At 39.4% G+C, this 20,853-nt stretch carries 16 protein-coding genes and 2 rRNA genes; 10 read left to right on the forward strand and 8 right to left on the reverse strand.

Annotated features, from left to right (window positions below; translation table 11 throughout):
- Window positions 1-128 precede the first annotated feature (128 nt).
- Window positions 129-1,826, forward strand: a complete 1,698-nt coding sequence (locus AM279_RS07515) for a GH39 family glycosyl hydrolase (protein ID WP_054407234.1) — start codon at window positions 129-131, stop codon at window positions 1,824-1,826.
- A gap of 129 nt (window positions 1,827-1,955) precedes the next feature.
- Here the strand turns inward: AM279_RS07515 and prfA are convergent, their stop codons facing one another.
- Together prfA and AM279_RS07525 are read right to left on the reverse strand one after the other, a co-directional pair.
- A complete protein-coding gene (gene prfA, locus AM279_RS07520) occupies window positions 1,956-3,029 on the reverse strand; it encodes a peptide chain release factor 1 (protein WP_054410198.1) in 1,074 nt (357 codons plus the stop codon).
- 88 nt (window positions 3,030-3,117) lie between these two features.
- Window positions 3,118-3,492, reverse strand: a complete 375-nt coding sequence (locus AM279_RS07525) for a Fur family transcriptional regulator (RefSeq protein ID WP_054410200.1) — start codon at window positions 3,490-3,492, stop codon at window positions 3,118-3,120.
- Window positions 3,493-3,570: 78 nt separating this feature from the next.
- On the opposite strand from AM279_RS07525, the gene AM279_RS07530 reads away from it, so the two are divergent.
- From AM279_RS07530 to AM279_RS07540, 3 genes are read left to right on the forward strand one after another with little or no spacing between them, the layout of a single operon-like run.
- On the forward strand, window positions 3,571-4,473 hold the full coding sequence (locus tag AM279_RS07530) for an NAD(P)/FAD-dependent oxidoreductase (RefSeq protein WP_054407237.1): 903 nt from the start codon (window positions 3,571-3,573) through the stop codon (window positions 4,471-4,473).
- Window positions 4,474-4,504: 31 nt separating this feature from the next.
- Complete coding sequence (locus AM279_RS07535) at window positions 4,505-5,011, forward strand: DUF6265 family protein (RefSeq protein ID WP_054407239.1); 507 nt, start codon at window positions 4,505-4,507, stop codon at window positions 5,009-5,011.
- Window positions 5,011-5,577, forward strand: coding sequence for a pentapeptide repeat-containing protein (locus AM279_RS07540; RefSeq protein ID WP_054407242.1), 567 nt, complete (start codon window positions 5,011-5,013; stop codon window positions 5,575-5,577). Before AM279_RS07535 ends, AM279_RS07540 begins: the two co-directional genes overlap by 1 nt.
- 28 nt (window positions 5,578-5,605) lie before the next feature.
- Here AM279_RS07540 and AM279_RS07545 read toward each other — a convergent pair whose 3' ends face one another.
- Together AM279_RS07545 and AM279_RS07550 are read right to left on the reverse strand one after the other, a co-directional pair.
- Complete coding sequence (locus AM279_RS07545) at window positions 5,606-7,063, reverse strand: aminoacyl-histidine dipeptidase (RefSeq protein WP_054407244.1); 1,458 nt, start codon at window positions 7,061-7,063, stop codon at window positions 5,606-5,608.
- Window positions 7,064-7,189: 126 nt separating this feature from the next.
- Complete coding sequence (locus AM279_RS07550; protein WP_160316433.1) at window positions 7,190-10,444, reverse strand: T9SS type B sorting domain-containing protein; 3,255 nt, start codon at window positions 10,442-10,444, stop codon at window positions 7,190-7,192.
- A 470-nt stretch (window positions 10,445-10,914) separates the two neighbouring features.
- On the opposite strand from AM279_RS07550, the gene AM279_RS07555 reads away from it, so the two are divergent.
- Genes AM279_RS07555 through AM279_RS07570 form a run of 4 tightly spaced genes read left to right on the forward strand, consistent with a single transcriptional unit; the run spans window position 10,915 to window position 13,967 of the window.
- Entirely contained in the window at window positions 10,915-11,973 is a 1,059-nt protein-coding gene (locus AM279_RS07555; protein ID WP_054407249.1) for a DUF3810 domain-containing protein, read from the forward strand.
- 44 nt (window positions 11,974-12,017) lie between these two features.
- Complete coding sequence (locus tag AM279_RS07560) at window positions 12,018-12,512, forward strand: RNA polymerase sigma factor (protein WP_054407251.1); 495 nt, start codon at window positions 12,018-12,020, stop codon at window positions 12,510-12,512.
- Between the two features lie 7 nt (window positions 12,513-12,519).
- Window positions 12,520-13,107, forward strand: coding sequence for a hypothetical protein (locus AM279_RS07565; RefSeq protein ID WP_054407253.1), 588 nt, complete (start codon window positions 12,520-12,522; stop codon window positions 13,105-13,107).
- A complete protein-coding gene (locus AM279_RS07570; protein ID WP_054407255.1) occupies window positions 13,104-13,967 on the forward strand; it encodes a TraB/GumN family protein in 864 nt (287 codons plus the stop codon). Before AM279_RS07565 ends, AM279_RS07570 begins: the two co-directional genes overlap by 4 nt.
- A 27-nt stretch (window positions 13,968-13,994) precedes the next feature.
- Here the strand turns inward: AM279_RS07570 and AM279_RS07575 are convergent, their stop codons facing one another.
- Entirely contained in the window at window positions 13,995-14,798 is an 804-nt protein-coding gene (locus AM279_RS07575; protein WP_054407258.1) for a lysophospholipid acyltransferase family protein, read from the reverse strand.
- Window positions 14,799-14,836: 38 nt separating this feature from the next.
- A complete protein-coding gene (locus tag AM279_RS07580; RefSeq protein WP_236688508.1) occupies window positions 14,837-15,433 on the reverse strand; it encodes an NUDIX hydrolase in 597 nt (198 codons plus the stop codon).
- A 74-nt stretch (window positions 15,434-15,507) separates the two neighbouring features.
- On the opposite strand from AM279_RS07580, the gene AM279_RS07585 reads away from it, so the two are divergent.
- Together AM279_RS07585 and AM279_RS07590 are read left to right on the forward strand one after the other, a co-directional pair.
- A complete protein-coding gene (locus AM279_RS07585; RefSeq protein ID WP_054407261.1) occupies window positions 15,508-15,936 on the forward strand; it encodes a DUF4268 domain-containing protein in 429 nt (142 codons plus the stop codon).
- Window positions 15,937-16,012: 76 nt separating this feature from the next.
- Window positions 16,013-16,243 carry an LPXTG cell wall anchor domain-containing protein gene (locus tag AM279_RS07590; protein ID WP_054407263.1) on the forward strand — a complete coding sequence of 77 codons (231 nt, stop codon included), beginning with the start codon at window positions 16,013-16,015 and terminating at the stop codon, window positions 16,241-16,243.
- A 1,465-nt stretch (window positions 16,244-17,708) separates the two neighbouring features.
- On the opposite strand, the gene rrf is transcribed toward AM279_RS07590, so the two are convergent.
- Window positions 17,709-17,817 (reverse strand): 5S ribosomal RNA (gene rrf, locus AM279_RS07605).
- Between the two features lie 141 nt (window positions 17,818-17,958).
- Window positions 17,959-20,831 (reverse strand): 23S ribosomal RNA (locus AM279_RS07610).
- Window positions 20,832-20,853: the final 22 nt, after the last annotated feature.

Genomic DNA, 20,853 nt, shown 5'->3' on the forward strand with positions numbered 1-20,853 from the left:
TATCGAAAACCGAACCTCAATAGCCTCTTCTTTCTACCATTTTTAAAACTTTCATAAAAACCACTATAAATAAGTGTTGATAATACAATTATTTTTAGCAAATTTGTGTAAACCAACAACCTATAAAAATGACCAACCTCTTAAAAAAGCAATGGCTAAGCCTTGCGGCGATACTTGCAGCCACTACCCTTTCGGCACAATACCAGCCCGCAGATAAAGCCACCATTACAGTAGACCTCAGTAAAAAGACCGGTAAAATGACACCCGTATGGGCATGGTTTGGTTATGACGAGCCCAACTATACCTATATGAAAGACGGTAAAAAACTACTTAGCGAAATAGCCGATTTAAGCCCTGTTCCGGTGTATGTACGTACACATAGCCTTTTGGTTACTGGAGATGGCCAGGCGGCGCTTAAATGGGGCTCTACCAATGCCTATACCGAAGACGCACAGGGCAACCCCATTTACAACTGGACTATTATTGACAGTATTTTTGATACTTATGTAAAACGTGGCATGAAACCCCTGGCGCAAATAGGTTTTATGCCACAGGCACTTTCTACACACCCTGACCCCTACCGCCATTACTGGAAGCCGGGTGACCCATATACCGATATTATTACCGGATGGGCCTATCCGCCAAAGGATTATGACAAATGGCGCAACCTGGTGTATGAATGGGTAAAACACTGCGTACAGCGCTATGGCAAAAAAGAAGTGGAAACCTGGTACTGGGAGGTTTGGAATGAGCCCAACGGCCACTACTGGAAAGGCACACGAGAAGAATTCCTAAAACTGTATGACTATGCTGCCGATGGTGTTAAGCGCGCCCTGCCTACCGCTAAAATAGGCGGCAACAACATAGCAGGCACGCGCGGCAAAGAATCGCAGGACTGGGTTAACGAGTTTATTAAGCACTGTATAAGCGGCACTAACTATGCCACAGGCAAGAGAGGTGCCCCGCTTGATGCGCTGCTGTTTCACGCAAAAGGCTGGCCAAAAGCAGTTAATGGTGTGGTACAAATGGATATGAGCCCACAGATGCAGGATATTATGACAGGGTTTACCATTGCCATGTCCTACCCGGAAACGCGTAACCTGCCGCTTATAATTGGTGAATCTGACCCCGAAGGCTGTGCCGCCTGTGGTATGGCTACCAACCCCGAAAATGCTTACCGTAACGGTACATTATATTCAAGCTATACAGCGGCATCGTTTGCACGAAAATACCAGCTGGCGCAACAAACCGGCGCTAACTTTTTAGGCGCTGTATCATGGTCTTTTGAATTTGAAAACCAACCGTGGTTTTATGGCTTCCGTGATTTGGCTACCAATGGTGTAGACAAGCCGGTGCTGAATGTTTTCAGGATGTTTGGCATGATGAAAGGCGATTTTGTGGCCGTTGATGCCAGCAATATGTACCCGCTTGAAACCATACTTAAAAATAGTGTACGCGGCGAGAAATCAGATATTGGCGGGCTGGCAAGCCTTGACGGCAACTCCACAGCGGTAATGGCATGGAACTATCATGATACTGATGCTCCCGGCCCGGATGCCGAAGTTTTGGTTACAATAAACAACATCCCTTCAAAAAAGGCTACGCTGAGCATTTACCTTATAGATAAAGACAACAGCAACTCTTATGAAACGTGGAAAAAAATGGGTTCGCCACAAAACCCAACGGCTGCGCAAATAGCAACATTAGAAGCCGCCGGGCAGCTGAAGCAGATTAAATCTGAAAAAATAAACATATCCGGCAGTACACTTAACGTGCCTTTGGTGTTAAAACGTCAGGCAGTAGCACTGGTAAAACTGGACTGGTAATTTATTCTTGCCACGAATTACACTAATTTACACTAATCAACACTGATTAATTTGTGAGAATTAGTGTAATTCGTGGCTAACCATAAAAAAAGCTGCCAAATGGCAGCTTTAATATTTTGGGCGAATAAATTAAAACACTTCGCTTTCTTTAAGTTTTTCGGTATTATTAACCAGCTGAAGCTCATCAATCAGTTTTTGCACACTACCGTTCATTACACCATCAAGGTCATAAATAGTAAGGCCAATACGGTGGTCTGTAACACGGCCCTGCGGATAGTTGTAGGTACGTATCTTAGCCGAACGGTCTCCGCTGCTTACCTGGCTGCTGCGCTTGGCTGCATCTTCTTCCTGCTTTTTGGCAAGTTCCATTTCATAAAGGCGCGAACGCAGTACCTGTGTAGCTTTATCCTTGTTTTTGTGCTGCGATTTCTCATCCTGGCACTGTGCCACAAGGCCTGTAGGTATGTGTGTCATACGCACGGCAGACTTAGTGGTGTTAACCGACTGGCCGCCGGGGCCTGACGAACAGAAAAAGTCGATACGCACATCGTTCATATCAAGGTGTACATCAAACTCCTCAGCTTCAGGAAGTACCATTACAGTAGCCGCAGAAGTGTGTATACGTCCCTGAGTTTCGGTTTGCGGAACGCGTTGCACACGGTGCACACCCGCCTCAAACTTAAGCGTACCGTAAACATCTTCGCCGCTTACTTCAAATATTACTTCTTTAAAACCGCCTGAAGTACCTTCGCTAATATCTACAACGCTTGTCCTCCAGCCTTTGTTTTCGCAGTATTTGGTATACATCCTGTAAAGGTCGCCAGCAAAAATACTGGCCTCATCGCCACCGGTACCGGCACGAATTTCTACCATTACGTTCTTGGCATCTTCAGGGTCTTTAGGTATCAGCATAAACTTGATGTCATCCTCAAGCTGTGGTATAAGCTCTTTGGCCTCTTCAAGCTGCATCTTGGCCATTTCTACCATCTCGGCATCACTACCATCGGCAATAATTTCCTGGGCTTCTTCTTTGTTGCCCACGGCCTTAATATACTCAGCGCCCTTATCAGTAAGGGCTTTAAGTTCTTTATATTCTTTGTTTAGCTGCACATAACGCTTTTGGTCGGCAATAATATCCGGTTGAATAACCAAATCGCTTACCTCATCAAAACGTTGTTTTATAAACTGTAGCCTATCTATCATGCTCATCTCTCCGTGATTTTTGGATGCGCAAAATTACGCATTTTTTTATGATTATCAATGTATAACGTCTTAAGCAAAAAATATGCCGCTAACTACACCCCGCACAATAGCCGTTTACCCAGCTGTTGCTGTCTTCCATTTTATAGCCCTGGGGCAGTGTAACAATAATCTGCTGTTCCAGGCACTCTACCTTATCGCACTTTAAACACCTGAAATGAAAGTGGTTGTGACTATGCACCTCGCCGTGGCAACCCTGGCAAAGCGCATAGTAATACTTGCCGTTATCGGCCTGAAATTTATGCACTACGCCATCATCGCAAAAGCGGTTTAGCACGCGGTAAATAGTAACTCGGTCTATGCCTCCGTTTACTTTGCCTACTATGGTATCCTGACTCATGGCCGTGCCCTCATGCGTAAGCAGGTCAAGTATAGCCTGTTTTGTGGGTGTGTTCCTTCTCTTCATAATCATTTATTGCAACAACGTTGCAATAGTGCAAAATTACATTATATTTGCCAAACAGTCAATCAAAAAATTACAGTTATGCAAACACAATTAGATGTTATAATAATTGGCGGAAGCTATGCCGGCCTGGCTGCCGCCATGAGCCTGGGGCGTTCACTAAGGAATGTGCTCATAATAGACAGCGGCAAACCCTGCAACCGTTTTACACCCCACTCCCAAAACTTTATTACCCATGATGGCGAAGTACCGGCTGCAATAGCACAAAAAGCTAAAGAACAGGTACTGGCCTACCCCACTGTTACATTTACCGAAGGCCTGGTAATTAAAGCCAAAAAGACCAATAGTACTTTTGAAGTTACCCTTGAAAGCGGAGATACTTATACTGCAAAAAAACTGCTGTTTGCAACTGGTGTAAAAGACAACCTCCCTAATGTAGAAGGTCTGGCTGATTGTTGGGGTAAATCGGTAATACACTGCCCATACTGCCACGGTTATGAATTTCATTCTGAAACTACAGGTATTTTAGGTAATGGAGACAGCGCCTACCACCATGCTTTATTGGTAAGTAACCTGACAGCTAACTTCACAATTTTCACTAATGGGCCGAAGGAGTTCAGTACTGAACAGCTTGAAAAATTTGATAAAAATAACATCAATATTATTGAAAAACCCGTTATTAAAGCAACACATAATGAGGGCTATATAAGCGAACTTATTTTAGAAGACGGCTCTGTACACAAGCTGTCGGCATTATACGTTCGCCCTAAAAGCACGCAGCATTGCGATATACCCCAAACAATGGGCTGCAGCCTGAACGAACATGGTTTTATTGCTGTAGATATGATGCAGAAAACCAGCGTCTCCGGGATTTATGCGGCGGGCGATTGTTGTACGCAAATGCGCTCGGTTAGTGCTGCTGTAGCACAGGGAAACATGGCCGGAGCAGCGATTAATATGGAACTTTGTTCGGAAAATTTCTGATGTTTTTGTACTTTTCGGCAAAAATCCAACCATGAAAAACACCATCTTAATTTCGGCTATAATAGCCTTATTTATAACGTCCTGCAAGAATGATGTAAAACAGGAAAATACTGTAGTTGCAGAAAAACCTGAACTAAAAATTAAAAATGCCGAATGGCTAATTGGCAGCTGGGGCAACACTACTGCTGAAGGTGTTTTAACCGAAAACTGGAAAAAAGTAAACGACAGCGTTTATCACGGCGAAAGTTATTTTGCTGTTGGTAAAGACACTGTTTTTGCCGAAAGCATGGTACTTGATGAAATAGACGGTAAAATGGCTTGTACCGTTACTGTACCCAACCAAAATGATGAGAAACCGGTGCGTTTTGACCTGACTTCTATTACTGACAAAGAAATGATTTTCGAAAACCCTAAGCACGACTTTCCTAATAAAATAGTTTACACGCAGGTAAGACCAGATTCGCTTGTTGCGGTTATATATGGTGTAAAAAAAGGAAAAGAAGCAAGTGAAACTTTTGCAATGAAAAAAATACAGTAATGCAGTTTATTGAAGAGAGAACATTTATAAAGGAAGATTTTACTGCCACTCCTTTACCTTTAGCAGAATATGATAACTGCACATTTGAAGGCTGTAATTTTGAAAACAGCAAACTAAACGGTATTGTATTTACTGACTGTGAATTTATTGACTGTAACCTTGGCAATGCACTGCTGTCTGGCACGGCATTTAAGGTTGTTACATTCACCAACTGTAAGTTACTGGGGTTAAATTTTGGCTCGGTAGACCCATTTTTATTTGAAGCCAGTTTTAACGGATGCCAGATGCAGCTTGTATCATTTTACAAGCTGAAACTCAAAAACACAAAGTTTATTAACTGTAAACTGCCTGATGCTGATTTTAGCGAAGCGGATCTTACAAATGCTGTGTTTAAGGAATGTGAGCTTACAAAAGCTGTATTTGACAACACGATTCTTGAAAAAGCTGATTTACGCACCGCCTATAATTATGCCATAGACCCTGAACGCAACCGCATTAAAAAAGCGAAGTTCAGCAAAGAGGGTTTAGCGGGATTATTACTGAAATACAATATTGACATTGAATAAAAAAGCATCCTTACGGATGGCTTTTTTATTATTTAAGCGGTATATTTTTAAGTATTTCAACCAGGTAAGCCCAAAACTTTTGAACCGATGTTATACTAACCCTTTCATCCGGGCTGTGTGCACCTTTAATGGTAGGGCCAAATGAAATCATATCCATTTCAGGATAGTTTGTACCCAGTATACCACATTCAAGTCCGGCATGGCAGGCCACTACATGAGGTTCATTACCATGTAATTTTGTATATAGTTCTTTTAAAACACTAAGAATTGGAGAATTGACATTAGGTGTCCATCCAGGGTATGAGCCACTAAATGTTACTTCAAATCCTGCAAGTTCAAAAGTACTTCGCAATGCATTTGCGAGGTCAAACTTACTGCTTTCAACCGACGAACGTGTAAGGCAGCCTATGTGTATTTTGCCTTCTTTTACAATAATACGGGCTACATTATTTGAGGTTTCCACTAAATTTTCCATATCAGCACTCATGCGGTATACACCATTATGTGCTGCATATACTGCACGGATAAATCCTTCCTGCACGCCAAGATCCATTACATGGGCAGGTAGGTTTGTTTTTTCTATAAGTATTTGCAGGTTAGGCTCTGTGGTTTTGTATTCAGCTTTTATATCTTTTATAACCTGTTGCATATCAAACACAAACACTTCATCAAAAATAGCGCTGATTATAACTTTAGCATTACTCTCACGAGGAATGGCGTTGCGCAGGCTACCACCATCTATTTCAGCTACTTGTAACCCAAAACTTTCGAAACCTCCAAAAAGCAGGCGGTTCATAATTTTATTGGCATTACCAAGGCCTTTATCAATATCCATTCCGCTATGGCCACCATTAAGCCCTTTTACAGTAATGGCATATCCAACAGAATTTTCAGGGACATCTTCCACCTCATAAGCCCTTACAGCAGTTACATCTACTCCACCGGCACAGCCTATATCAATTTCATCATCTTCTTCAGTATCAAGGTTAAGCAGGATTGTGCCCTCAAGCAGGCCGCCTTTCAGGCCCATTGCACCTGTCATCCCGGTTTCTTCATCAATAGTAAACAGTGCCTCAATTGCAGGATGCTGTATATCCTTACTTTCAAGTACAGCCATAATAGCAGCTACACCCATTCCGTTATCAGCCCCAAGGGTAGTACCTTTAGCACGCACCCAGTCTGAATCCACATACATTTCAATACCCTGGGTATCGAAATCAAAAACGGTATCGCCATTTTTTTGATGCACCATATCAAGATGGCTTTGCATAACAATGGTTTGCCTGTTTTCCATTCCCGGTGTAGCCGGCTTTTTTATAATAACGTTGCCTACGGCATCAATTAAAGTTTCAAGCCCCAGGTTTGCACCAAAAGCCTGCATAAAAGCTATTACCCTTTCTTCTTTTTTTGAAGCACGAGGCACCTCATTAAGCGCTGCAAAGTTTTTCCAAACGCTTTGCGGCTGTAGATTTTTTATTTCGCTCATAGTGCAAAACTACAAAAATGCCTTGTCCTGATAAAGCCGGTAATTACTATTCTTTTTTAAAGTTAATGCATAAAAAAATCCCTGTTTCTCAAAACAGGGATTGCTATTGCTAAATTAAACCGATGGTTATCTAACCATAGAGAAGTGTCCTTTTAATTCTCGGCCGTCTTCTCTTGTAACCACAAACCAGTAATCTGTTGAAGGTAGTTGGATGCCGTTTAGAGTACCGTCCCAACCTTTGCTGGTTGAGCCGAAAGTGGTTATTACTTTTCCATACCTGTCCATAATGCGAACATTGAAGTGGGGCTCATAAGCGGCATATTTAATATACCATGTGTCATGTATTCCATCTCCATTAGGGGTAAAGAATCTTGGATAGTTTAGCAATATTACTTCTTCTATATCCTGGCCACAGCCATTTATATCTTTTACATATACGGTATATTTACCTGTTCCTAAACCCGTAAAGGTATTTTCCGGCTGGTAGGTTACACCGTCTAAAGAATATTCATATACACCTTCTTCTTTAGTGTGCACTGTAATAGTGTTGTTATCTTCTGTCCAGTCGTGAGTTTCTATCTCTTTAATCTCCGGCGTAGCAGATTTTATAATTTCAAACTCAGCAAAACCATCACATGTAGCCGATCCATAGTTTTTTTCAACCATTAGGGTATAATTTCCGGCTTCACTAACCTTTATAGAACGTGTAGTTTCTCCGGTTGACCAAAGGTAGCTGTCAAAGCTCCTGCTAACTGTAAGTGTTAGCTCGCCATCATTACATATAGTTCCTGTTGAAAGTATTACAGGCTCCTGGTATTCGCCAATGTACAGGTGGAAAGATGTAATGCCGTGGCACAAAGATATTTCATTATGAATAAGCCTTACATATATAATCTGTCCGTTAGTTACATTGGTATAATATTCCGGAAGGGCATTTACACCATTATCAGCATCTTCATAGCTTGTGTGATATGTTACCGTATACATAGCACTGTGTAGCGGGCCAAGAACGTCATCTGTCTGATCTGTAAGGTGAAATTCGCCGGTTGGTGTAGCCATTCCGGGTTCTGCACACAGTACAAGGTCAGCCGGTTGTGTAGCATCTGCAATAGATGGCATTGATGATACGTTAAACCATTGCTGTACTACGTTACCACAGGCATCTTCAATCCTGAAAACATATTCAGCAGGCTCAAGGTTTGTAAACACATTGTTGTTACCGTTATCAAACGCATACTCATCGCCGTTCTTCTCAACAATTTTATAAGATACAGGCTGCCCGGTTACATCCAGCATAACATCATTAGGGCTGCCAAGGCATGCAAGTGTATAAGCCGTATTTATTTTAAGTACATCATTATAATTAAATTCGCCAAGTATACTAACACACATTGTGTTTTGAGCACTTGCAGTGGTAAAAGTTTCAAACTTTTTAATAATCCTGAATTTACCCTGGTAGCTAAGGTTGTTTTTAGCAGTGTTGTTATACAGCCTTACACTGTTAGCTTCTGTAGGAACATCATCAAATGTATAAGCTACACCTGTGCCGGGATGGCCCCATGTATTGGTATCAGGAAAATATTTTTGAAGCCAGTAGCTGGCTGCTTCTGTACCATTGCTGGTGTCAGTTACTTTTACAGAGAAAGTTCCACAACTTGCTGTATATATATATGGATTAGTTGGTGCAGTATAGCCTACTACATTTATTTCTTTTTCTTTTACAATACCACATACATCTGTAGCAGTAACTTTATAAGTTCCTTCAGGTAAACCATTTAGATAAAATTTTCCATCTACAAGGTTTGCTGAAACATCATAAGGCAAAGCCTGTCCAAAAGATGCAGGTGCACCAGTAATAAATACATCTGTTAAAACACCATTACCACTTACATATTTTACACCGCCAAATCCGGCTTCGCAAGATGGTAGTGTAGTAATATCAAAATCTTTTTCAACAAATGGAGGTACAACAACAGTAGTTTGATATTCAAAGCCACAATTATCTGTAAATGCTATTGTATAAGAGCCAATGGGCATATTAGACAACCCTAATGTACCCTGGGCATTTATGTTACCGTTAACAACTGCAGGCAGTGTACCAGTATATGCCGGTGGTGCGGCTGTTATTGTTGCCTGAACTATTTTTTGTGGTGGAACATTTATTGTTAATCCCCCAAATAGTGAGAAACATCCATTATTCCATGCCGAAGTTGCAGGTGTAGGCAATTTAAATTCTATAAGTAGCGCTTCGGTTGTTGTCCTGCCGCAAGAGTCAGTAACTTTTACAACATAATTACCAAAAGGCACAGGGTTTGTTGTACTGCCATAAATCACACTGCTTTCTGTAAAAGGACCAGCAGGAGTTGTATTAAAATCAGCCGGGTTAAATCCTTCCGGAGCTTCAAGAAACTCTACAGTGTATGAATCTGTGTATTTTGCAACTGTTAATTTCAGGTATTTTTCTGCACATGGGGCATTTAACTGAGATAATGAAAGTGTAATATCAGGATTAACTTCGTTTGCTAGCTTTTGATATACGGTATTACAGTTGTCTGACACATTTATATCATAAGTGTATGTTTGGGTTAAATACCTTGGCAACACTACGCTTACAACCTGAGAGTCTGGGTTTCCGGTTTGAAATACCTGGTTTATTACAATTTCATCTCCATTAATATCCATAAGGTTAAGAACGTGCTGAACTGTTAAAGGATAATTAATTGGGCCTGCTGAAGGAGTAATAACATTACTAACTGTAATTGAGTCGCAAAGAGGTGAAGTAATATCAGGGTATGAAGGGTCTGATATGTTTAATGTTGCATTTGCTATAGACAGCGTAAATGTTTTAACTTTACCCACGCCGCAATTATTAAACACCCTTACGTTATAAGTACCTCCCGGAAGATCATTAAATATATTTGAAGCCTGTAGTGGCCTTGTTTCAGGACCTGAAATTATTTCACAGCTTGCAAAAACACCAGAAGTTGCATTAATTGTAAGTGTACCACCAGATTGGCAATATTGATTTGATGATGCAATACTAAAATTAAAAGGCACTATAGCATTGTTAATAGTTATAGTACTTTCTTTAGTAGCCATTTGCGAGCCTAAAGATTGTATGGCCTGTACTTTATAAGTACCGGCAGAAAGCCCTCCAATGTAGTTTTCTGTAATTACAGCAATTGCATTAGTTGTATCCGGCAATGAAAATACTTTATATAGTATTTGTCCGTTTTGTGTGGTGTTGCCAACATTAAATGTTATAGTTCCGTTTCCAAGGCAGGTTTCGTCTGTTTTAGAAAGCGACAACGTAAAATTTGACAACTGGGCATTTACAGCACAGGTTAACATCAACAATAATAAGGTGGTAATTTTTTTCATGCGGTAGTTAATTTTCACGTCCATAATTATTCTCTATCATTAAATCTCTTTCATTTATGATGCAATTTTAGATAATTTTAATACGTAAAATATTGATTATTAGATAATTAAAATGTATTTCATCGGACATATCTGTAATATTTAAATTTTAAATAATTAAACAAAATCTCAAACACCTCATTTTTAGACTATTATATTTTTAACCGAAAAATCAATCTAAAATTTGAATAGCGTTAAAAAATAGATTTTATGACTATATTTTGCATTATTTTAACATTAACACACATTTAATTTAGGGTTTATATTAAATTATTGTGTTTTTATTAAAAATTAACGATTTGCAACACTATTGCATTATTAAGAATATGCTTATATTTTATTAAATATTAAAATTGTAAATAGCTAACTCCTAAAAAGTTATTGCCATATTTTACAATTTCAATAGTATATTTATGCTGTAATAATTACCTATGAATAAAACAAAATTATTGGCCCTGCTCCTGCCTGTACAGATTATTTTAATTAACATTCTTGCCCTTTTTCCATCATTTATAGAACAGTACTATAGTATGGGGATATTTCCGTACTTAAGCCGTTTTATGCGTATTTTACTTGGATATATACCTTTTTCAATAGGAGATATTATATATGGTATTGTACTTTTTTTAGCTATAAGATGGTTATGGAGAAAAAGAAAGTCATGGAAAAAAGAATACAAACAAAACCTTTTAAGTATAGCCGCATTATTTTCTATCATCTATTTTGTATTTAATGCTTCATGGGCATTAAATTATCACAGGGTAGCCCTGCATAAAAAGCTGGGTATTGAAAAGAAGTATACCGAGAAGGAACTGATATTATTTACAGAAAGACTTATATATAAAGCCAATGAAATTCATTTTTTAATTGCAAAAAATGATTCGGCCGCTGTAGCAATGCCTTCTTTAGATAGTATATATATGCAGTCTCCTTATGCATATAAAGAGTTAGAAAAGAAATTTCCTTTTTTTGCTTATAATACTAACAGTATTAAATCATCTTTAATAAGCGCACCGCTATCCTATATGGGGTTTGGCGGATACCTTAACCCGTTTACTAATGAGGCCCAGGTTAATAATAAATTACCACTATATAATCTTCCAACCACTACATGCCACGAAATGGCACACCAAATAGGTTATGCAAGCGAGAGCGAGGCTAACTTTATAGGATATATGGCAAGTATACACAGTAAAAATATTTATTTTCAATATTCCGGCTATACTTTTGCCCTTAAGTATTGCCTTGCAAACATTAAAAAACTTAATGAGCCTGAAGCAAAAAGACTTTTAAAGCTTGTAAGTACTGGTATTCAGAAAAATTATGCCCAAAGCGAAGCTTTTAACAAAAAGTACGAATCAGCCGTTGAAGATGTTTTTAAATATGTTTATGATAACTTTCTAAAGATCAATAAACAGAAAGACGGCCTAGAAGGGTATAGCAAGTTTACCGGCCTGCTTGTAAATTATTATAAAGATAAAAATCTATAGTTTATATGTAACAAACTTGCCCTGTGGCATACATATTATCCTACATGAACACAACAGCAGAAAAGGCATTTGTACAACAACTTCAGGAAAACCAAAACCTGATACATAAAATATGCAGGCTCTACACTAACGATGAAGATGCCCACAAAGACCTTTTCCAGGAAATAACCATTCAATTATGGAAAGCTTACCCGCAATTTAGGGGAGAAGCTAAATTTACTACATGGGCTTATAGGGTGGCGCTAAATACTGCTATTACATTATACAGAAAAAAAGGCCGTACTCTAAGCACCATAGAATTTGACAGCAAGTTACACAAGGTAAACCAGGAAGAATATAACTATGAGGAAGAAGAGCATATAAAAATGCTTTACCAAGCCGTACAGCAGCTTAATGACATTGAGAAAGCCCTTGTATTTATGTACCTTGAAGACAAAGATTATACAGAAATTGCCGAAACACTGGGTATAAGCGAAGTTAATGCGCGTGTAAAAATGAACAGGATTAAAGGCAAATTAAAAAAAATATTAAATCCGTAGCCGGAAAATGGATGTATTAGACAAGCTTAAAAATGACTGGAACAAGAGCGGAAATGCTTATCCGTCGTTTTCAGAAACCGAAATTTATGCCATGCTGCATAAAAAATCTTCATCTATAGTAAAATGGATACTTATTATAAGTATACTCGAATTTGCTTTTTGGGCTATTTGCGCCGTTGTTACTTCTATATTTGGTAATGATTACCGCCCCCCTGCATTTTTAGAAGTTTTAGACTATATAAACTATGTGGTGTTGATTATATTTATAAGTATATTTTATATTAACTATCGAAAAATTTCGGCACAAAACCCTGTAAAACAATTACTTCAAAACATTATTAACATTAGAAAAGTTGTAAAATTCTATGTAATTTATAACCTGTGCATTATATCATTTAGCCTCGTTAGTGCGCTTGTTATTTACGGTGATGATTTTAGTAACAGCGTAAATCCAGAACAGGTTTTTGCGATAGGTATCGTTTTTATAGTTGTGGTTTTCGTATTAATTTATTTTATTTACCGCCTGCTGTATGGCAGGCTGCTTAAAAAGCTAAACGAAAATTATATTGAACTACAAAAGATAAAAGAAATATGAAGAAATTTTTCATTGCTATATTTAGCGTAATCTCTTTTTGTACAACTAATGCACAGGAACTTGAAAAAGGCCTTTTATGGAAAGTTTCGGGCAATGGCCTTGAAATGCCCAGCTATGTTTTTGGCACAATACACGCTACCTGCAATGCAACTTTAAGCCCTGAAGTGCTTAAAGCACTTGATAATACTACTCAACTCTATCTTGAAATAGATATGGACAGCAAAACATTAACTGCTGATATGATGAAAGGTGTTGCAATGAAAGGCGGGCGCAAAATAAGTGAAATGGTAAGCGCCGATGAGTTTAAAAGCCTGGATGCTTTTTTGAAAGATAATATTGGCCTTGGAATGACAATATTAGACACTTACAAACCGCTTATTATTGAAAGCCTTTTATTACCTAAAATGCTTAATTGCGAAATACAGTCTTATGAACTTGAACTGGTAAAACACAGCCAACAACAGCAGGAAGAAATTTTAGGGCTTGAAACTGTACAGGAGCAATTAACCGTGTTTGATAACATTCCTTATGAAGAACAGGTAAAATCACTGCTAAAAATGAGTGCTGATGGGTTATCTGGCAGTACTACCCAACTTAAATCATTAATTGTGTTATATGAAAGCCAGGATCTTAATAAGCTTTATGCATATATGACAAATGAAACAGATCCTGTGTACTTTGATCATAATGATATTTTGCTTACTAACCGCAATATAAACTGGATTCCAAAAATTGAGGCGGTAGCAAAAAAACAGCCTACGCTTTTTGCTGTAGGTGCCGGCCATCTTGCCGGAGAGCAAGGGGTAATTATGCTTTTACGAAAAAAAGGCTATACAGTAGAGCCTGTTGTGGCTAAATAAATAAAGAAAGGGAGGCACAAGCCTCCCTTAATATTTCCATTGTCTTTGCTTGTTTAGTTCTTCCTGGGCTTCCAGCACTTCAGCCGGTATCACTTTTAAAAAGCTTGGATGTTGTTCTATGGCATATTCAATCTTTTCAACAATTTCCTCTATTGTCTCGTTATCATAATCAATTACCAGTGGCTCTTTTATTATAAAGGATTGAAGTATACCTTTTTTCTTCAACCTAAGCCCTTTTTTGTCAAAAGATCTCCTAAATCCATCTATAACAATTGGCACAACCAATGGTTTGTGCTGCTTAATAATATGAGCAGTGCCTTTGCGAATAGGTTTAAAAGGCTTTGTGGTTCCCTGCGGAAATGTTATAACCCAGCCATCATTTAGGGCAATTCTTATATTTTCGGTATCATTCGGGTTTACGTCCCGTTTAATATCCTGCCCTTTTGCCCGCCAAGTGCGTTCAACTGTTATAGCACCGGCGTATGATAATATTCGTGGAAGCAACCCCTCCTGCATGGTTTCTTTTGCAGCGACATAATATATATTAAGCTTAGGTTTCCATAAATAGCCTATATTATTTATAGTGTTTTCCCTTCCTTTAAGGCTGGCATTAAACACATGAAACATAGCTACTACATCGGCAAAATAAGTTTGATGGTTAGAAATAAAAAGCACGTTAGTGTCTGGCAATGCCCTTAAAATTTCTGACCCTTCTATTTTTAGCCTATTAAAACCGCGGTACCTACGGTGAGTTAATGAACCCAAAAAGAGTATAAGTAACCTCTTTAAAAATAATATATGTCCAAACGGATTTTTTCTAAATATGCCCATGTGTGTTAATTGACTTGCAAACTTACAAAAAAGCTTTATCAGAGAACTGTTTTTATTATTTCTTTAAACTCGGCCAGTATCATTGCAGTAGCGCCCCAAACAATATTGTTATTAAATGTAAAAGCAGGTACCATTATGTTATCTCTGTAAGATACCATAACGGTAGTGTTGATTATTGAATTGTCATCTAATAGTTTTTCAAGAGGTACTTCAATTATTCTTTCTACTTCATCCGGGCTAGGTATAAATTCAGGACTTTCATTAATTACACCTAGAAAAGGGTAAACAAGAAAATTGCTTGGCGGAATATATATACTACTAAGCGACATTATCATATTTACGCCTCCGGGTAATATACCAACTTCTTCATAAGCCTCCCTTAAAGCTGTTTGCTCCAGTGTTTCATTAGCTTCCTGTTTCCCTCCCGGGAATGATACCTGGGCCGAATGAATACCAGTATATGTATTTCTTTGAATCAAGATAAAACAACTCTGTTGATTTTTAGGATAACATAATATAAGTACAGAAGAATTTCTTGGGTTATTATTACTATAATAGTCTTTATTTAAAGTTTTAGCCCTTTCAACAGGAGCCATTTTTAGATGGGCATTTATGGCTGGCAGTTGAACAGACATAATTTGCGGTATGAGTAGTAAGAAATCGTTAAATAGCATAAATTTGCAGGCTTATTAATATATAAAGTTAGGCAATGTTTAGTAAAGCAGAAGCACAGCAAATTAAAAAAGAATTTTGGACTTCATTTGCAGAGGCTTATCCTCGAAAATGGTTATTATATGATACTAAAATTAAAGATGTAAGCTTTAAGTTTTATGTTGATAACAAAAAAGCAATGGTTTTACTGGATATTGAACCTAAAGAGACAGAAAAACGTAAAGAGTATTTTGATAAATTAGTTTCTTTAAAAGCAATATTAACAGAGGAATATTTGCATGATGCATTATATGAAGAAGATTATTACCTTGACAATGGAAAAGCTATAAGCAGAATATGGGTTGAACTTTCGGGTATAAGCCTGTATAACATGGCCAGCTGGGCTACAATTTTCAGATTTTTCAGCATTTCAATGGATGCATTTGAACGATTTTTTAAGGAATATAACGATATAATTAGAGGGTAGTTAAAATAAACTAAAAAAATGTTGTATAAGTAAGAAACAGGTTATATATTTGCCTTGATTTTAAACCCCCAATATTATGAAAAACAACATCTTAAAAGTATTCGTACTTGCAGCTCTATTCGTAAACGTATCAACTTTTGCATTTGCAGGTCCTTATGGGCAAACTCAAGGTCAAGGAACTCAATCCACAAATTTAGAAAGCCAAGACTTTGTGGCTCCTATTAATTCATCGCTTTATCTTTTAGCTGGGGCGGGCATTATTTTAGGCGCATTTTTCTTTAACAGAAAAAAAGCTATAAATGCATAATATTACATTTCAAATTCTATTAAAAGAATTTAAGTAATTACGATTAAATAAACTCATGAAACAGAAGTATCTTAAATGCTACTTCTGTTTTTGTTTTATAAACTGACCAGTCCTAAAATAGATTGATTATTTTTGATTATTAATTTAATAAAAGTTCAGACTTTTATCAAGATGCTTGAGCTTTTTCTTTTTAAAGGATATCAGTTTGATTTATTTTATTTATGCATTTGATTTGGTGTCAGCATAGAGCAGCTTAAATGTGGTCATGGTTGATTATAAATTTCAATACTTTGTCTTACTAACTCCTTTGCCTATGTTACATTTTCAAACTTATCACATAGAGCCAAATCATCTTTTAGTGTTCCATTGCCCCTTTCATCAATAGCGTTTTCATAGGCGCACCATATCTGCCATACTAATAGTAATGCTATTTTCTTTTAATCAACCAGTATAAAGTTTACTACAATATTGAAGTCCTCTGTCAGAATAATGGATAAGGAAATGTTCTGTACGTTTACCTATACCTATAGCCATTCTGAAGGCTTTTAAAGTAAAAGTAGCTTCTATATTGTCCATAGCTCATCCCATCATTTGATTAGAATAAGCATCGGTTACAAGATGCAGGTAAATATTAGAGCATATCAAGATAGGTTATACCAGCTATCCACAGCTGTTTCCGGTCTTTAAAAAGATATTGCTTTAACCAGATTCAGATACTAGTTCCTGAGCCAGTATTTTGATTTGGTAGTAAGGGTATATTTACATTTTTTACAAATCAATAAGCCTCTTTTTTTAAAATAACTTATCCCTACCTATACAAACTTGGTCTCTGAAGCAAGATGATAAAGTTTTCAAACTCCAGGACGTGGCATCTGCCTACGCTGCGTAGGGTAAGTACAGATTCTATGAACTGATGTTTTTTTGTAGGTTTGATGTTTGTAGTAAGCCTGTTTACAAAAGCAAAACAAATCACACAACATACTTACTTTTCTTGGCTAGCTTTTAGTAATCTCATCAATTGTTTGGCTATGTCTTTTTTTAAAAAATTGAGATCAACTCTTCCTTCTCAGCAATCAATATAAGTCTTTCATAAGCCAAAACTTTAAGTATGGCATCTTTCAATTGCTTCAAGCATTGAATGCATTGCTTTTGCGAATCTTTCATCAGACAGACTCTGGTAGATGATTTTGGATAGGACAATTTATCATATTTACGGCAACATTCTAAAACAATCGATTTACCTCTGATGCCATACTTGGATTTAATCTGATCCTTATTTAAAAATCTCTTTTTCAAATTCAGCTACTACAGCTCTTTTAAAAAGCTTCACTGTATTGGATTGATGGGGTAATTACCTTTATCCTAATCTCATATTTTTATAGTGTTGAGATTTTTAGTCAATTTTTTTCAGGACGAGACATTAAAAACAAAAACCCCTTATCTGATTAGATAAGGGGTTTTAAAAGAAAGGCGATGACATACTCTCCCACAAAATGCAGTACCATCTGCGCAGGCGGGCTTAACTTCTCTGTTCGGGATGGGAAGAGGTGAGCCCCGCCGCAATAATCACCTTAAAAGGTTTATTTGGTTTCAGGTTCTTGATAACCTGAACTCAAAAGCAAGCGTGCTTGCAATATGTTAACATACTAAGATAATACAAAAGTGTCTTGTTTTAGAAAGTGTACCCCTCCCGGATTGCTCCGGGAGGAAGTAGCGTACATAAGCTTACGGGTTATTAGTACTACTCGGCTATGACATTACTGCCTTTACACCTGTAGCCTATCAACGTGGTCATCTTCCACGACCCTTAAAAGAAATCTCATCTTGTGGTGGGTTTCGCGCTTATATGCTTTCAGCGCTTATCCCTTCCGAACGTGGCTACTCTGCGGTGCCCCTGGCGGGACAACAGATACACCAGTGGTTCGTCCGACTCGGTCCTCTCGTACTAGAATCAGATCCACGCAAATTTCTAACGCCCGCAGTAGATAGAGACCGAACTGTCTCACGACGTTCTGAACCCAGCTCGCGTGCCACTTTAATGGGCGAACAGCCCAACCCTTGGGACCTTCTCCAGCCCCAGGATGTGACGAGCCGACATCGAGGTGCCAAACCCCCCCGTCGATATGAGCTCTTGGGGGAGATCAGCCTGTTATCCCCGGCGTACCTTTTATCCTTTGAGCGATGGCCCTTCCATACGGAACCACCGGATCACTATGCTCTACTTTCGTACCTGATCGACCTGTATGTCTCTCAGTCAAGCTCCCTTATGCCATTGCACTCTACGCACGGTTACCAAGCGTGCTGAGGGAACCTTTAGAAGCCTCCGTTACTCTTTTGGAGGCGACCACCCCAGTCAAACTACCCACCAAGCAATGTCCCCCGCAACGCGGGGTTAGGCCTCAGATAAGCAAAGGGTGGTATTTCAACAATGACTCCTCGAATCCTGGCGAACCCGATTCACAGTCTCCCACCTATCCTACACATCACTTATCCAAGGTCAATACTAAGCTATAGTAAAGGTGCACAGGGTCTTTTCGTCCCACTGCGGGTAATCGGCATCTTCACCGATACTACAATTTCACCGAGCTCATGGCTGAGACAGTGTCCAGATCGTTACACCATTCGTGCAGGTCGGAACTTACCCGACAAGGAATTTCGCTACCTTAGGACCGTTATAGTTACGGCCGCCGTTTACTGGGGCTTCAATTCAATGCTTCTCCGAAGATAACATCTCCTCTTAACCTTCCAGCACCGGGCAGGTGTCAGGCCCTATACTTCATCTTACGATTTTGCAGAGCCCTGTGTTTTTGATAAACAGTCGCCTGGACCTTTTCACTGCGGCCAGCATTGCTGCTGGCGACCTTTCTCCCGAAGTTACAGGTCTATTTTGCCTAATTCCTTAGCCATGAATCTCTCGAGCGCCTTAGGATACTCTCCTCGACTACCTGTGTCGGTTTACGGTACGGGTTCTTATAATCTAAGTTTAGAGGTTTTTCTTGGAAGCCCTTAGGCACACTATCTCTTTGCCCGAAGGCTCTGAGTACTATCGTATTTCACCAGAATCTGCGCATTTAACTACAAATCCTATAGCTAGGTACTTTAACGAACTATTCCGTCAGTTCGCGGTGCTTTCATCACTCCGTCGCCCCATCACAATTATAAGAAGTACGGGAATATTAACCCGTTGGCCATCGAATGTTCCTTTCGGATTCTCCTTAGGTCCCGACTAACCCTCAGCTGATTAGCATAGCTGAGGAAACCTTAGTCTTACGGCGTGCGGGTTTCTCGCCCGCATTATCGTTACTTATGCCTACATTTTCTTTTCTAAAAGCTCCAGCATACCTCGCAGTACACCTTCAGCGCCGCTAGAATGCTCCCCTACCACTTTTACAAGTCCATAGCTTCGGTAGTATACTTATGCCCGATTATTATCCATGCTCGTCCGCTCGACTAGTGAGCTGTTACGCACTCTTTAAATGAATGGCTGCTTCCAAGCCAACATCCTAGCTGTCGGGGCAGACAAACCTCGTTTTTTCAACTTAGCATACATTTGGGGACCTTAGCTGATGGTCTGGGTTCTTTCCCTCTCGGACATGGACCTTAGCACCCATGCCCTCACTACTGGTAAACATTTATTAGCATTCGGAGTTTGTCAGGAATTGGTAGGCGGTGAAGCCCCCGCATCCAATCAGTAGCTCTACCTCTAATAAACTAAGCCAGCGCTGCACCTAAATGCATTTCGGGGAGTACGAGCTATTTCCGAGTTTGATTGGCCTTTCACCCCTACCCACAGGTCATCCGAAGACTTTTCAACGTCAACCGGTTCGGACCTCCACTATGTGTTACCACAGCTTCATCCTGCCCATGGGTAGATCACACGGTTTCGCGTCTACCATTACTGACTAAAGCGCCCTATTCAGACTCGCTTTCGCTACGGATCCACACCTGAAGTGCTTATCCTTGCCAGCAACGGTAACTCGTAGGCTCATTATGCAAAAGGCACGCCGTCACCCCACTAAAGGGCTCCGACCGCTTGTAGGCGCATGGTTTCAGGATCTATTTCACTCCGTTATTCACGGTTCTTTTCACCTTTCCCTCACGGTACTGGTTCACTATCGGTCTCTCAGGAGTATTTAGCCTTAGCGGATGGTCCCGCCAGATTCAGACAGGGTTTCACGTGCCCCGCCCTACTCAGGATACTGCTATCTATTACATTTGTTACCTATACGGGGCTATCACCCTCTACGGCTTACCTTTCCAGGTAATTCCAGTTCCATTTGCATAAAATGTCGCAGTCCTACAACCCCAAAATTGCCGTAACAACTCTGGTTTGGGCTATTCCGCGTTCGCTCGCCACTACTTACGGAATCACTTTTGTTTTCTTCTCCTCCGCCTACTTAGATGTTTCAGTTCAGCGGGTTTGCCCACCTAACGGTGTACTATGTCTTCAACATAGTGGGTTGCCCCATTCGGAAATCTTCGGATCAGTCTGTATGTGCCAGTCCCCGAAGCTTATCGCAGCTTATCACGTCCTTCATCGCCTCTGAGAGCCACAGGCATCCCCCATGCGCCCTTATTTTGCTTATTGTACTTTTTAGCAATCAGCTGAC

Origin of the sequence: Flavobacterium akiainvivens, assembly GCF_001278115.1 — a bacterium.
GTDB lineage: Bacteria > Bacteroidota > Bacteroidia > Flavobacteriales > Flavobacteriaceae > Flavobacterium > Flavobacterium akiainvivens.